At 72.6% G+C, this 14,075-nt stretch carries 14 protein-coding genes; 6 read left to right on the top strand and 8 right to left on the bottom strand.

Annotation, left to right across the window (positions count from 1 at the left end; translation table 11 throughout):
* The first annotated feature begins 54 nt into the window (after positions 1-54).
* Positions 55-1,152 (top strand): hypothetical protein, encoded by a 1,098-nt coding sequence (locus OHA91_RS26220; RefSeq protein WP_031146139.1) that lies wholly within the window; start codon positions 55-57, stop codon positions 1,150-1,152.
* Positions 1,153-1,167: 15 nt separating this feature from the next.
* On the opposite strand, the gene OHA91_RS26215 is transcribed toward OHA91_RS26220, so the two are convergent.
* The 3 genes from OHA91_RS26215 to OHA91_RS26205 all read right to left on the bottom strand — a co-directional run bounded on the left by OHA91_RS26215 (position 1,168) and on the right by OHA91_RS26205 (position 4,125).
* Positions 1,168-2,109 (bottom strand): 3-oxoacyl-ACP reductase, encoded by a 942-nt coding sequence (locus OHA91_RS26215; RefSeq protein ID WP_031146132.1) that lies wholly within the window; start codon positions 2,107-2,109, stop codon positions 1,168-1,170.
* A gap of 63 nt (positions 2,110-2,172) precedes the next feature.
* Positions 2,173-3,249 carry a Zn-dependent alcohol dehydrogenase gene (locus OHA91_RS26210; protein WP_328740138.1) on the bottom strand — a complete coding sequence of 359 codons (1,077 nt, stop codon included), beginning with the start codon at positions 3,247-3,249 and terminating at the stop codon, positions 2,173-2,175.
* A gap of 21 nt (positions 3,250-3,270) precedes the next feature.
* Positions 3,271-4,125 carry a MaoC/PaaZ C-terminal domain-containing protein gene (locus tag OHA91_RS26205; RefSeq protein WP_031146128.1) on the bottom strand — a complete coding sequence of 285 codons (855 nt, stop codon included), beginning with the start codon at positions 4,123-4,125 and terminating at the stop codon, positions 3,271-3,273.
* Positions 4,126-4,342: 217 nt separating this feature from the next.
* Between OHA91_RS26205 and OHA91_RS26200 the strand changes: the two genes are divergently transcribed.
* From OHA91_RS26200 to OHA91_RS26185, 4 genes are all read left to right on the top strand, one after another.
* Positions 4,343-4,696 carry a response regulator gene (locus OHA91_RS26200; RefSeq protein ID WP_266502681.1) on the top strand — a complete coding sequence of 118 codons (354 nt, stop codon included), beginning with the start codon at positions 4,343-4,345 and terminating at the stop codon, positions 4,694-4,696.
* 157 nt (positions 4,697-4,853) lie between these two features.
* Entirely contained in the window at positions 4,854-5,399 is a 546-nt protein-coding gene (locus tag OHA91_RS26195) for an RNA polymerase sigma factor (protein WP_328740137.1), read from the top strand.
* Positions 5,386-5,670, top strand: a complete 285-nt coding sequence (locus OHA91_RS26190) for a hypothetical protein (protein WP_328740136.1) — start codon at positions 5,386-5,388, stop codon at positions 5,668-5,670. The genes OHA91_RS26195 and OHA91_RS26190 overlap by 14 nt, the downstream gene beginning before the upstream one ends.
* 128 nt (positions 5,671-5,798) lie before the next feature.
* Positions 5,799-6,227, top strand: coding sequence for a hypothetical protein (locus OHA91_RS26185; RefSeq protein ID WP_328740135.1), 429 nt, complete (start codon positions 5,799-5,801; stop codon positions 6,225-6,227).
* A 20-nt stretch (positions 6,228-6,247) separates the two neighbouring features.
* On the opposite strand, the gene OHA91_RS26180 is transcribed toward OHA91_RS26185, so the two are convergent.
* Positions 6,248-7,435, bottom strand: a complete 1,188-nt coding sequence (locus OHA91_RS26180; protein WP_031146119.1) for a lipid-transfer protein — start codon at positions 7,433-7,435, stop codon at positions 6,248-6,250.
* Positions 7,436-7,447: 12 nt separating this feature from the next.
* Positions 7,448-9,580 (bottom strand): acyl-CoA dehydrogenase, encoded by a 2,133-nt coding sequence (locus tag OHA91_RS26175; protein ID WP_328740134.1) that lies wholly within the window; start codon positions 9,578-9,580, stop codon positions 7,448-7,450.
* 130 nt (positions 9,581-9,710) lie between these two features.
* Between OHA91_RS26175 and OHA91_RS26170 the strand changes: the two genes are divergently transcribed.
* Entirely contained in the window at positions 9,711-11,243 is a 1,533-nt protein-coding gene (locus OHA91_RS26170; protein ID WP_328740133.1) for a hypothetical protein, read from the top strand.
* A gap of 58 nt (positions 11,244-11,301) precedes the next feature.
* Here OHA91_RS26170 and OHA91_RS26165 read toward each other — a convergent pair whose 3' ends face one another.
* The 3 genes from OHA91_RS26165 to OHA91_RS26155 are packed head-to-tail and all read right to left on the bottom strand — an operon-like array spanning position 11,302 to position 13,989.
* Positions 11,302-12,885, bottom strand: a complete 1,584-nt coding sequence (locus OHA91_RS26165; RefSeq protein WP_266501710.1) for a serine/threonine-protein kinase — start codon at positions 12,883-12,885, stop codon at positions 11,302-11,304.
* A gap of 35 nt (positions 12,886-12,920) precedes the next feature.
* The gene (locus OHA91_RS26160) at positions 12,921-13,181 is read right to left on the bottom strand and encodes a DUF397 domain-containing protein (protein WP_328740132.1); all 261 of its coding nucleotides are present in this window, start codon (positions 13,179-13,181) and stop codon (positions 12,921-12,923) included.
* Positions 13,141-13,989, bottom strand: a complete 849-nt coding sequence (locus OHA91_RS26155; protein WP_328740131.1) for a helix-turn-helix domain-containing protein — start codon at positions 13,987-13,989, stop codon at positions 13,141-13,143. Before OHA91_RS26155 ends, OHA91_RS26160 begins: the two co-directional genes overlap by 41 nt.
* Between the last annotated feature and the right edge of the window lie 86 nt (positions 13,990-14,075).

Raw genomic sequence — 14,075 nt, 5'->3', positions numbered from 1 at the left:
GTTGTTCGGCATGAATCCCGAAAACTAGCTTCCTCACCGGAGGTGACGGCCCGGATGACTGTCTGTGCCATCGAGATGACGACCACGGCCCCGTTCACGATCTCCGCGGACGGGTCGTACGCCGCCCGGCTCGCCGGAGAAGGCGAGGCCCGCTACGCGGAACGCTGGACCCTCGCCGGTCCCGAGCCGTACGCGGTGCCGCTGCCCCTCGCACAGCCCGAGGAGGCGGACAGCGAGCTCCTCCCGCTGGCCGACGGGCGCGTGCTGATCCACCGGCGGGTCGCGGACCGCCACGCCTTCGTCCTGCTCTACCCGACGGGCGCCGCGGCCGGGCCGCGCACCGGAGAGCTCCAGTTGGGCGGGGTGGACGCGGAGGAGGGCGTACGGGTCTTCCTGCTCCCGCCGGCCCCGGACGGCTCCGGTGCCTTCGCGGTGGCCGCGTCGGACACCGCGACCACGCTGTGGCAGGTGGCCGGGTGCGCGTTCGGGCCGCAGCGGGTGGCCCGGATCCCGGGGCGCTGCTCGGGCGGTGTGTGGCTGGACCGGTCGGGCCGGCTGCTGGCCCTGGACCGCGAGCTGGACGGCACCGTCAAGGCCGTCGCCGTCGACCTGGGGCGCGGCGGCGAGGTCTCGCCGCTGCTCCAGATCACCGAGGACAGCGACGACCGGCTGCTGCTGGCCGAGCCGGACAGCGGGCTGCTGCTGATCCGCTCCGACGCCCCGGGCGAACCGCGCCTGGGCTGGGGGGTGCTGGGCAGCTCGCGTCCGGTCCGCTTCCCGGAGTGCCTGCGGCTCGGGGAGGCGCTGCCCTTCGCGGTCCAGCCGGGCCAGGCCCTGATGCCGGAGACCTGCGGGGTGGCGTTGTGGCTGCCCGAGGGGGACATCGGCCTGTGGCGCCCGGCCGACCGGCGCGTCTTCCGGCTGGCCGCCCCGGCGGGGTGGCTCGGCGGTGCGGGCATGTGGAGCCCGCAGGGCCGCCTGCACCTGCCGTGCACGACGGCGGAGGTGCCCTGCGGGATCGTCGGGATGAACCTTCCTGCTGCTCCTCCCCCGCCGGTCCGCCTTGACCCGCCGGTCCGCCTTGACCCGCCGCCCCCGCCGTCGCCCCGCCCGGTCCCCCTCCAGCAGGCCCCCCTGGCGGGGCGGCAGTAGCGGTTCGGCGGCGGCTCAGCCGTGCTTGAGGCCGAGGACCTCGGGCGCGGCGAAGGTCTCGTTGGCCGGGCGGGAGTCGTAGTGCGGGGTGAGGACCTCGTCGAGCTCCTCGTAGGAGAAGGACTCCTTGCCCGTGTCGAACTTGGCCGCCACCTTGGGGCGTTCCATGACGACGACGATGCCGCCGTGCACGACGAAGAGCTGCCCGTTCGCCTTGGCGGAGGCGGGTGAGGCCAGGTAGCCGACGAGCGGCGCCACGTGCTCGGGGGCGAGGGCGTCAAGCTTGCCGTCCGCCGGTACCTCGAAGCCGGCGAAGACGTCCTGCGTCATACGGGTGCGGGCGCGCGGGCAGATGGCGTTGGCCGTCACCCCGTACTTGGCCAGGGCCAGGGCGGTCGAGGTCGTGAGGCCCACGATGCCTCCCTTGGCCGCGGCGTAGTTCGGCTGGCCGGCCGAGCCGCCGAGGAAGGCCTCGGAGGAGGTGTTGACGATCCGGCCGTAGACCGGGCCGCCGGCCGCCTTGGACCGTTCGCGCCAGTGGGCGGACGCGAAGTGGGTGGTGTTGAAGTGGCCCTTGAGGTGGACCCGGATCACCGAGTCCCATTCCTCCTCCGACATCGAGAAGATCATCCGGTCGCGCAGGATGCCCGCGTTGTTGACCAGGATGTCGAGCTTCCCGTACGTGCCCACCGCCAGCTCGACCAGCTCGCGCGCCTGCTCGAAGTCGGCCACGTCGCCGAGGTGGGCGACGGCCTGCCCGCCCGCGGCGCGGATCTCCTCGGCCACCTCCTGCGCCGGGGCGGCCGAGGCCTCCCCCGAGCCGTCCCGGCCGGGCTGGCCGAAGTCGTTGACGACCACGCTCGCGCCCAGCCGCGCGAGCTCGATCGCCTCGGCCCGGCCGAGCCCGCGGCCCGCCCCCGTGACGATGGCGGCGAGTCCCTCAAGTGGCAGTGACATCCGTACGGTTCCCCTCGGAGATCGGATCTGCGGAACGGGTCGGTGGTCGGATCGGTGGTCGGGTCAGAGTTCGATGCAGGTGCGCAGGGCGACGCCGGTGCGCATCTGGTCGAGCGCGTCGTTGACCTCGGCCAGGCTCACCCGGTGCGTGATCAGGTTCGACAGGTCGATGCGGCCGGCCCGCCACAGGGCGATGGTGCGCTCGTAGGAGCGGAGCACGTCGCCGCCGCCGTACATCGACGGCAGGATCTTCTTCTCGTCGAAGAACAGCGAGAACATGTTGATCTGGAAGTTGTCGTCGAGGGCGCCGGCCCCGACCACGACGACGGAGCCGCCGCGCCGCGTCATCTCGTACGCCTTCTGGGCGGTCGCGGACTTGCCGACGACCTCGAAGACGTAGTCGAAGCCCTCGCCGGCGGTGATCCGGTTCTTGGCGTCGGCGAACTCCTCCGGGGAGACCGCCTCGGTGGCCCCGAAGCGCAGGGCCGCCTCGCGGCGGGACTCGACGGGGTCGACGGCGATGATCTGGGCGGCGCCCTGCACCTTGGCGCCCTGGATGACGGATATGCCGACGCCGCCGCAGCCGATGACGGCCACCGAGGAACCGGCCTCCACCTTCGCGGTGTTGATGGCCGCGCCGAGTCCGGTGGTGACACCGCAGCCGATCAGCGCCGCGATGTCGAAGGGGAGGTCGTCGGGGATCGGGATGGCGCAGGCGGCGGGGACGACCATCTCCTCGGAGAAGGTGCCGGTGCCGGCGAAGCCGAAGATGTCGCTCGACGCCCGCTTGAAGTTGGGAGTGGCGACGTTCCCGAAGGCCTCCAGGCACAGGTGGCCCTGGCCGCGCTTGCAGGACGGACAGTGGCCGCACGGCGGCAGCCAGCAGACGAGGACGCGGTCGCCGATCGTGTGGCCGGTGACTCCGTCACCGACATCGGTGATCACGCCGGAGCCCTCGTGGCCCGGGATGAAGGGGGCGGGCTGCGGCAGGACGCCGCTCATCGCGGAGAGGTCGGAGTGGCACAGGCCGGTGGCCTTGACGCGGATCCTGACCTTGCCGGGGCCGAAGCCCACGGCTTCCATGTCGTCGACGACTTCCAGCTTGTCCTGGCCGATCTCGCTCTGCAGTGCTGCGCGCACGGTGCGGCTCCTTAGTGGGTGCTACGAGTGTTCGACGACGGTGTCGGCGAGGACCGGCGCGTCGTCCCGTTCGACGGCGGTCACCGACACCAGGACGCGGCCGGTCTCCTGCCACATCCGGATGCGCAGCGTCTCGCCCGGGAAGACGATCCCGGCGAAGCGCGTCCGGTAGGCGCGGACGCGGGAGACGTCCCCGCCGAGGGCCGTGTCGACGACGGCCTTGAGGGTCATGCCGTACGAGCACAGGCCGTGCAGGATCGGCTTGTCGAAGCCGGCCAGCTTGGCGAACTCGGGGTCGGCGTGCAGCGGGTTCCAGTCGCCGGAGAGGCGGTAGAGGAGTCCCTGGTCCTCGCGGATGTGCCGCTCCTCGACCCGGTCGGGTTCGCGCCCGGGCAGCTCCTCCTTGGCGGAGGGGCCGCGCTCGCCGCCGAAGCCGCCCTCTCCCCGCACGAAGATCTGCGCGTCGCTGGTCCACAGCGGCCCGTCGGCGTCGGCGACCTCGGAGCGCAGCACGATCACGGCCGCCTTGCCCTTGTCGTAGACGGCGGCGACCTTGGAGCTGGAGGTGGCCCGCCCCTTGACGGGGATGGGCCGGTGCAGCTCGATGGAGTGGCCGCCGTGCAGGACGGCTGCGAGGTTGACCTCGATGCCGGGAGCGGCGAGGCCGCCCAGCATGGCCATGCCGGCTCCGGCGACGGTCGCGAAGCTGGGCAGGACGTGGAGCTTGGATTCGAGGGTGTAGCGCAGTTCGTCCGGGTCGGTGGCCGGCAGGCCCGCGCCGAGGCCGAGGTGGTAGAGCTGGACGTCCTTGTGGTCCCAGCCGATGTCCCCCTGACGGGGGTCTGCGGCGAGGGCCCTGGCGGCATCGATCGGCATGAGGATGCGGCTCCCTGTCGTCGGTGTGGCGGGAAAATCGCTGCCCTGGAAGACCTCGGTGCGGCCGTCCGCACCGTCGGCCGCACCGAGGTCGTATGCGGGGCGGCCGGTTCTAGAACGCGTTCTAGGCTCGGCCGGTGAGGGAATGTATAACGCACGCCCCCGCACTTGGGAAGACTCTTGACTCCCCGTCAGATAGGCTTTCCCGGTGGAAGAAATGCCCGTGGAACACCGCCGGACCCGCACCCTGCGGGTCCTGCTGGAGCCGCACAATCCGGCCCTGGCGATCCAGCTCGGCCTCCAGCCGGACATCGACGTCGTGCGGGACCCGGCGGCCCGCCCGGAGGTGGCCCTGGTGGAGGATCTCGCGGCGGTGACCGCCCTGCTGGAGGACGATCCGGAGTGCCGGGTCCTGGTCCTGACGGGCTCGGCGCGCCCCGGTCTTCGGGAGGCCGCGCTCGCCGCCGGAGCGGCGGGGCTGATCGTTCGGGACGGCCGGGTGGAGGACCTCGCGGACGCGATCCGCCGGGCCTCGACGGGCGAGACGGTGATCGATCCGGCCCTGGGGTGAATCCTTTCGGGGTGCCCGCGCCTCTTGTGTATGTTGCCGACGCCGAGGTCGGCACCTGACCTGGAGGTTTTCGTGATCACTGTTCTCGTCGTCGCCGGCGCGGCCGTCCTGCTCTGCGCGTGCACCGTCGCCGTCCTGCGCAAGCGGGGCCGGGCCCGTGGCTGACCGTACGGACTGGCCGGGCGAGGCGCTGGTCGTCGCCGCGCAGGCCGGTGACCTCGATTCGCTCACCGCGCTGGTCGCCGGGGCGCATCCGAACGTACGCCGCTTCGCGCACTCCCTGTGCGCGTCGCGCGAGGACGCCGAGGACGCGGCCCAGGAGGCGCTGATCATCCTGTACCGCAGGGTCGGGATGCTCAGGGCGTCCGGGGCGCTGGCGTCGTGGATGTTCCGCATCGTCCGCAACGAGTGCCTGCGCCGCGCCCGGCTGGTGCCGAGGGAGCGGGCGCCGCTGCCGGACACGGCCGTCATGTCCGCCGAGGACGAGGTGCTGCGGCGCCTGGAGGCGGGGCGGGTGGCGGAGGCCATCGCCGCGCTGCCGGCGGACCAGCGGCGCGTGCTGATCATGCGGGACGTCCAGGGCCACAGCGGGCGGACCGCCGCCGAGGCCCTCGGCCTGAGCACCGCCGCGATGAAGTCGCGGCTCCACCGCGCCCGCGCGGCGCTCCAGCACACCCTGGGAGACACCCGTGCCCACCACTGACACCGCAGCTTCCTCCGGATCCGGCTTCGCGAGCGCGTCCGTGCCGCGGCACCTGGCGCGCGGCGGGGTGGGCTTCGGCGCGCTGATCGCGGCCTTCGCCCTCATCCCGGTCTTCGGCCCGGCCACCCTGCTCCTCGCGCCGGTCGGGCTGGTCGCGCTGCGCGGCTGCCCGATGTGCTGGGCGATCGGCCTGGCCGAGACCGTCTCCCGGGGCCGGCTCCGCCGCGAGTGCACGGATGGGCGGTGCGAACTGAAACCGGCGTCCCGTTGACCCCGGCACGGCCCGGCACGGAGCCGACCGTTCGGTCCGGGCCACCGATTGACGGATTCCGGCGCAGCGCCCGCGCCCGTACTGGACCAGGATGAGGCTCCTCGATCCGGTTCGTGGAGAGGTCCGTCATGCGCTTGTCCGCCCTGCCCGCCGCCGCCGCGCTCGTCCTCGCGACTCTTGCCTCAGGCGCGGCTCCGGCCACCGCCGACACCCCGGCCGACCCGGTCCTCCAGGTCGACCTGGAGGCCGGCAAGGGCCGCCACCACAACACCGGGACGGTGCTGTACGAGCGCGTCGACGCCGCGGTGAACTCGGCCAGGATCAAGGCGGTGACGATCCACAGCGGCGAGCTCGACTGCGCCTGGGTGCAGTGGAACAACCCACACAACCCGGACGGCTGGTCCAACCTGACCACCGAGCCCTCCTGCAACGGCACCGGCCTGGGCGAGTACCCCGACATCATCATCAAGGCCCCGGTCGGACACCCCCTCAAGGTCCGCCTGGTGGCCGACCACCTCGGCTCGGACATCGTGCACAAGGACATCCAGAAGCTCTGACCCGGCGGCGGGGCGGGGGGTCAGCGGCGCAGCATGGTCACGACCGCCGCGCCGCCCAGGCCGATGTTGTGGGCCAGGCCGGTGCGGGCGCCCGCGACCTGCCGCGCCCCCGCTTCGCCCCGCAGTTGCCAGACCAGTTCCGCGGCCTGGGCGAGGCCCGTCGCCCCCAGCGGGTGGCCCTTGGAGATGAGCCCGCCCGAGGGGTTGACCACCCACCGGCCCCCGTACGTCGTGGCCCCGCTCTCCACCAGCTTGCCCGCGGCCCCGTCCTCGCACATGCCCAGCGCCTCGTACGTCAGCAGCTCGTTGATCGAGAAGCAGTCGTGCAGTTCCACCACGTCCACGTCCTCGATGCCGAGCCCGGACGCCTCGTACACCTGCCGGGCCGCCGCCGCGCTCATCGGCTTGCCGACCACGTCGATGCAGGAGCCCGACGCGAACGACTCCTCCGTGTCCGTGGCCATCGCCTGCCCGACGATCTCCACCGCCCTGTCGTGCAGCCCGTGCGCCACCAGGAACCGCTCGGACACCACCAGGGCCGCCGCCGCGCCGTCCGAGGTCGGCGAGCACTGGAGCTTCGTCAGCGGTGCGTGGATCTCCTTCGCCGCCAGGATCTCCTCCACCGAGTAGACGTCCTGGAACTGCGCGTTCGGGTTGTTCGCCGAGTGCCGGTGGTTCTTCGCGCCGACCGCCGCCAGCTGCGCGGGCGTGGTCCCGTGGCGCTCCATGTGCTCCCGCGCCGCGTTGCCGAAGATCTGCGCCGTGGGCGGGGACATCTCGAAGCCGTGCCCCGCCGCCATGATCCCGTAGTGCCGGGCCACCGGCGAGGTCTTGAAGTCTCCTCCGTCCGCGCCACCGCCCAGCGCGCCCCGCTTCATCTTCTCGAAGCCCAGCGCCAGCACGCAGTCGCTCAGGCCGCCCTCCACGAACTGCCGCGCCATCATCAGCGCCGTCGCCCCGGTCGCGCAGTTGTTGTTGACGTTGTAGACCGGCACCCCGCTCAGCCCCAGCTCGTACGCCGCGCGCTGGCCGGCCGTGGAGGCCTGGAAGCAGTAGCCGACCGGTACCTGCTGCACCAGCCCGTAGTCCACGCCCGCGTCCGCGAGCGCCGCGGACCCGGCCTCCTTCGCCATGTCCCAGTACTGCCAGTCCCGCGACTCGGGCTTCTCGAACTTCGTCATGCCCACGCCCACGATGTACGACTTCATGCCCGATGACTCCTAGTCCCTGGGAAGGCCGAGAATCCGCTCGGCGACGACGTTGAGCTGGACCTGCGTGGTGCCCCCGGCGATGGTCAGGCAGCGGGACATGAGCATCCCGTGCACCGCCTGCTCCCCCGCCCCCTCCCGCACCGCGCCCGCCGGCCCCAGCAGTTCGAGCGCGAGCTCGGCGGTCCGCTGCTGGTGCGGGGTCTGGACGAGTTTGCGTACGGAGGCACCCGCGCCCGGCTCCAGCCCCGACACCTGCTGGAGCGTGGTGCGCAGCCCGATGCAGGCCAGGGCGTGCGCCTCGGCGGCCAGCGCGCCGATCCGGGCCCGGTGGGCGCCGTCGAGCTCGGCGGCCCGGGCGAGGAGGGCCTCCAGTCCGGTGTCGAAGGTCATCTGGTCGGCCATGTGCACCCGTTCGTTGCCGAGGGTGTTGCGGGCCACCTTCCAGCCGTCGTCGGCCGCGCCGACCAGCGCGTCCGCCGGGAGCTCCACGTCGTCGAGGTACACCTCGTTGAAGAGGGCCTCCCCGGTGATCTCCTTCAGCGGCCGGACGTCGATGCCGGGGGTGTTCTTCATGTCGACGACGAAGTAGCCGAGCCCCTTGTGCTTGGGCGCGTCCGGGTCGGTACGGGCCAGCAGGATCCCGAAGTCGGCGCTGTGCGCGGAACTCGTCCACACCTTCTGCCCGTTGACCACCCAGGAGCCGTCCTCACGCCGCTCGGCCCGGGTCCGCAGCGAGGCCAGGTCGGAGCCGGCGCCCGGCTCGGAGAAGAGCTGGCACCAGGTGATCTCCCCGCGCAGGGTGGGGAGCACGTAGGCGTCGCGCTGCGCCTGCGTCCCGTAGGCCAGCAGGGAGGGCACGATCCAGGTGGCGATGCCGAGGTCGGAGACCGTGACCCCGGCGGCCGCGAGCTCCTGCTGGACGACGAGCTGCTCGACGGGCCCGGCGCCCAGCCCGTAGGGCGGCGGCAGGTAGGGCGCCGCGTAGCCGGTGGGGGCCAGGATCCGCCGGGCGGCGGCCGGGTCGAGTCCGCGCGCGTCCTCGATGGCGGCGCGCGCCTTCGCTCGGTGGGCCTCGGCCTGCGCCGGCAGCTCCAGGCGCAGCTCGCGCCGCGCACCGCCCGCCGCGCAGCGCACGGCCCGTACGCGGTGCCCGTCGCCGGGTCCGAGCAGCTGGCGGGCGACGACCGCCCGCCGCAGGTGGATGTGGGCGTCGTGCTCCCAGGTGAAGCCGATCCCGCCGAGGATCTGGATGCAGTCCTTGGCGCAGGAGTACGCGGCGTCCAGGGCGGTCCCGGCGGCGAGGGCCGCCACGAGCGAGCGCACGTCGGCGGGCTCGTCCATGGCCTGAGCTGCGTCCCAGGCCAGAGCGCGGGCCTGTTCCAGCCGGACGAGCATGTCGGCGCACAGGTGCTTGACGCCCTGGAACTTCCCGATGGGCCGGCCGAACTGCTCGCGCACCTTGGCGTACTCGGCGGCCGTGTGCAGGGCCCAGGCAGCGGTGCCGCAGGCGTCGGCGGCGAAGAGCGTGCAGGCGAGGTCGCGGACGAGGGCAGCGTCGAGCTCCAGCAGCCGCCCGGCGGGGACCACCGCGCCGCGCGCCCGCACCTCGGCGGTGGGGCGGGTCGGGTCGGCGCTGTCGTGCGTACGGATGTCCAGCGCGGCGGCGTCCACGGCGAACCAGCAGGTCCCGTGCGCGGCCTCCGCGGCGAGCAGCACGAGGTCGGCCTCGCCGGCTCCGAGCACGGGCGGCGCGAGCCCGTCGAGCAGGTGCCCGCCGCCCTCGGTGGCCACGGCGGTCACGGTCCCCGGCCCCAGCGCCACCGCCCCGACCCGGCCGGCGAGGGGCTCGGCCCCGGCCCGGTCCAGCAGTACGGAGGCCAGCGCGCTCGGCAGGTACGCGCCCGGCAGCGCGGCCCGGGCCGCCTCCTCGACGACGACGGCCAGGTCGAGCAGGGTCCCGCCCTCCAGGTGCGGCTCCAGGAGCCCCGACTCCGCCAGAGCGTCCCAGTAGCCGGGCCGCACCCCGGTCCGCGGCGGGGAGTCGAGCAGCTTGCGCACCTCTTCGGGAGGCACGGCCCGCGCCACCCAGCCGCGCACCGCCTCGGCCAACTCCCGCTGCTCCTGTGTGATTCCGATGCCCATGCGCGGCAGACTAGAACACGTTCCAATCTGACGGAAGGTCAGATGGGGGTGTTCTTCCCGGGCCGTCGCCGCCCAGCGGGACGCGGCCGCCCTGCGTTCCCCTCTGCAGGGCCTTGAGATGATCGTCTCCATGACCTTCTCGTTCTCTGTCGACCGGATTCTGGGCGACCGCCCCTTCGCGGAGATCGGCTGTCCGACCCTTGCCGTGGCTGACGGGCGGCTGAATCTGGTCGCTCTGGCGGGTACGCACGAGTTCTCCGACCACCCGACGGTCGGTGTCTACGACACCGCCACCCTGTCCTGCCGCGTGCTGATCCGACCTCGCTGCGCGGTCCAGGCGATGGCCTTCCACCCCACCCTGCGGCTGCTCGCCATAGGAACCGGTTCCTACGACGGCGGGTACTTCTTCGGCGGTGAACTGCTCCTGCTCAACCTGGAGACAGGAGCGTCCGTCCCGGCCTTCGAGCATCATGGCGGGCGCCAGGTCCTGGGGCTGGAGTGGCTCGACGAACAGCGGCTCCGCGTACTGATGGCCCCGCCCGACGACTGGCAGGACGAAGAAGCGCACACGCACGGCCACACCGCCGTGGTCAGCCGGCCCGACTGGACCATGGTGCCGCCCGGATCCATCACACCCCACGATCTGGCCGGCCCCCGGGTCCCGGCACCCCGTCCCGACGGCAGGGCTGCCGCGTACCGGCTGGTGACCGAGCTCGGCCCGGACTGGGACCCGCGCCTCACCGTTCGGGCGGCGGAGGAGCTCTCGGACGGCCGGATCCTCGCCACGCTCGGCGGAGTGCAACTGGAGTGCTGGCTTCCGTCGGGGGAACGGCTCTGGGCCGTCCCGGACGAAGAAGGGGGCAGCGAGATCGCCGTCGCCCGGGACGAGAGCTCGGCCTGGGTCTCCCTCGTACGCCCCGAAAGACACCACCGACGCCCACAGTCCGTGGTCCGACTGTCCCTGGCGGACGGCGCGCAAGTGGACCAGCTCACACCGTCGGTCTACGTGTCCCTGTCGAGTGCGGCGGACGGCACTGCGGCCCTCGCCCCCTCCGGGTACCGGATCGCAGGCGTGCCGGTCGCCGACAGACACCCCATCCGTATCCGGCACGCCGGCCGCACATGGTTCCTCTCCTACGTGAAGGAGGAAGGCACCCGGCGTTCAAACCCCGGCGTTGCGTGGATGGCCACCGCCGAGCCGGGACCCGGACCAGGCCCGGGCCGACCGGCCGAGCCGGAGGAAGCGGACGTACGGCGCCTGTTCCCCTGCTCCTGGGTCCCCGGTGAAAGGCACTTCGGCGGGCCCGGCGTGGAGGCCGCCGACGGGAGCCTGATCCACGCGGGCAGGGTCTTCAGGCAAAGACGCCGGCCTGGTGACTCGTTCGTCGTACGTCGCGCGGCTCCGGACGGGACACCGCAGTGGGTCTTTCGCACCGACTGCTCCGCCACCGCGCTGGACGCCGACGCGACCACCGCCTTCATCGCCTACGACGACGGCGAGATCGTCGCTCTCGGCCTCGATACCGGCACCGTGCTCTGGCGGCACCGTCTCACCTTGGGAAACATGTCTTTGATACCGACGGCACTCACCGTCACCCAGGCGGGCCGCCTGCTCATCGGGACCCGCGACGGCCGAATCCTCCTCTGCTCCACCACCACGTGAGGCAGCCGGCGAAGTCCGCCGACCGACACGACCCTGCGCCGCACGCCGGGGCCGAGCGTCAGCGCGGGGCGGCCTTCAGCGCGGCGCGGGCGGCCTCCTTCGCCTTGGTCTCGCAGGCGCCCTTGGCGTACGGCGTCGCTTTGAGGCCCACCCGGACCGACAGGTTCCCCTCACGAACGGCGAGGACGCAGGTCCAGTCGGGGCTGGAGGACTCCCAGTACGCCTCGGTTCCGAACCCGATGCGGGACGCCGCGCGCTGACCGACCGCCTCCGTCTGGAAGTGCCGCCGCTGCGTGGCCGCGTTGGTCTCCGCGTCCCCGCCGAGGCTCAGGTTCCAGACGACCCTCGCGGTCGGCGACGCGGCGGTACCGGCGCCACCGCTGCACGACATCTGCGCGCCGTCGACCGTCCCGATCCAGCTGTCCGAGGTCGACGGCCGCAGGTCCAGGGGCACTTCCTCGCGCGCCTCCTCGCACCTGGGGACCTCCGCGTAGGCGATGGGGGCGTTCATGCGGTCCCGGACGTACAGGGCTGTCCCGGTACCGGCCACGAGGAGGACTCCGGCCGCCACCAGCGCCGCGACCCGGCGCCGCCGGGTGCGCCGCGGACCGTCGGGGCGGGTTGCCTCCGGTGGTGCCTGCGGCACGGGCGTCGGCGTGTCCTGCGTCGGCACCGTGACCGGATCGACCTCGGTCACGGATGCGGGCTCGGGCACGGGCGAGGGCTCCGGCTCCTCTACGGGAACGCCGGCCAGGAGGCCGTCGATCCGGGCCCGTTGCGCGGTGAGCATCCCGTACACGGCGGACGGCCACTGCCTGCCCGCCGGGGACACCGGACCGATCAGCTCGTGCAGCTCCGCCGGGGTCGGCCTGGCCTCCGGGTCCTTGGCCAGGCAGCGCGCGACGAGGTCGCGCAGCCCCGCCGGGACCCCGCTGAGGTCCGGCTCGCCGTGCGCCACCTCGTACAGCGTCTTGAGCGTGGAGGTCCCGGCGAAGGGGCTGCGGCCCGTCAGCGCCATGACCAGCACGGAACCGAGGGAGAAGACGTCGCTGGCGGGCGTGAGCGGATGCCCCTCCGCCTGCTCGGGCGACATGTACGCGGGCGATCCGACGACGAACCCCGTACGCGTCAGCCCGGTATCGCCCTCCGCCTCGCCCTCCGTGGCCCGGGCGATGCCGAGGTCGATGACGCGGACGCCGTCCTCCGCGAGGAGCACGTTGTCGGGCTTGAGGTCCCGGTGCACGAGCCCGGCCCGGTGGATCTCGGCCAGGGCCGACGTCAGGCCCGCGGCGAGACGGCGTACGACGTCCTCGGGCAGCACCCCGCCCGCCTTGACCACGGCGCCGAGGGAGGGCCCGGCGACGAAGACCGAGGCCAGCCAGGGCGTCGAGGCGTCCGGATCGGCGTCGATCACGGCGGCCGTGTACGCACCGGACACCTTGCGCGAGGCGGTGACCTCACGGCGGAAACGGGCCCGGAAGCCCTCGTCGTCGGCGAAGTGCGCGAGGACCTGCTTGACGGCGACGAGCCGCCCGTCCGGACCGGCCGCGAGCAGCACCCGCCCCATCCCGCCCTGCCCGAGCACACCGACGACCTCGAACGGCCCGACGTGCGTCGGACCGCCCGGCCCCACCTGCTCCATGTCCCCGCCCCCCTACTCCCCGAGTCGGGAGCGGATCATACCGAGACGGCCCTCACGAACGCGGCGAAAGCGGCGGGGCGGACGGTGAACACGGGCCCCTCGGGGTCCTTGGAGTCCCGAACGGCGACGAGGCAGGGCTGTGCGGCGACCTCGACGCACTGCCCGCCGGTGTCACCGCTGTATGAGGACTTGTGCCACGCCAGGGCGCCGAGCGGGGCGCATTCAACGCAGTTGCCTTCCGCGCTGTACGAAGACTTACGCCACCGCGTGCCCGTCAGGTTCTGGATGGTCTCCATAGCGCTCCTCCAATACGCGGGCGATCAGCGCCGCCGAGTCCTCCAGGGAGAGCGCGGCAGCCTGCAAGTGATCGTATCGGAGCGAACCCTCCCTGAAAGCTTGCGGATTGGCCGTCATATGACCCTGCACGAAGTCTTCGGTGTAAACGAGATCCGGGTTGTCCTCAAAGCGCAGGAGGTTGAACTCACCTGGCAGTCCCGCGTGGGCGCCCGCCGCGTAGGGCAGGATCTGCACCTGCACCCACTCCCGCCTCCTTAGCGCCGCCAGGTGCGCGAGTTGGTCCCGCATGACTGCACGCCCACCGATCTCCTGGTACAGCACGGCCTCGCTCATCACGACCCACATCAGTGGCGGGTTCTTGCGGTCGAGAATGCGCTGACGCTCCAGCCGAGCGGCCACCTTGGCATCGAGACCATCCTCGATCCACACGCCCAGGACCGCGCGCGCGTAGGCCTCTGTCTGTAACAGACCATGCACCAACTGTGGTTGGAACGAGGAGATATAGGCCGCCCGCGCCTCCATCTCCGCATACGCCTGGAACCACGTCGGCAGCTGGTGCCGGAGCACCAGCCCGACCAGCCGCGAGAACACCCCGCCCGTCCCGAGCGCCGCGTCCACCCGTTCCGAGAAGTCCCGCGTCGGGACCCTCCGCGTGGTCTCGACCTGGCCGATCAGCGAGCCCGTGCAGAAGACGATGCTGCCGAGCTGCGCCTGGTTGAGCCCCGCGTCCTCTCTGAGGCGGCGCAGTTCGGAGCCGTAGTAGTCCAGCGGTGAGGCGCTGGGATCGAGATCGCGCACGCCGACCATGGACGGTCACCCCCAAGGCAGTTGCCGGTTCCGTGGCCGAGCGTAGCCATCCGCACACTCCCCGGTGGCGCGATTCGCCCGGAACC

The organism is Streptomyces erythrochromogenes (assembly GCF_036170895.1).
GTDB lineage: Bacteria > Actinomycetota > Actinomycetes > Streptomycetales > Streptomycetaceae > Streptomyces > Streptomyces erythrochromogenes.
This window is presented reverse-complemented; position numbering and strand designations above follow the sequence as displayed.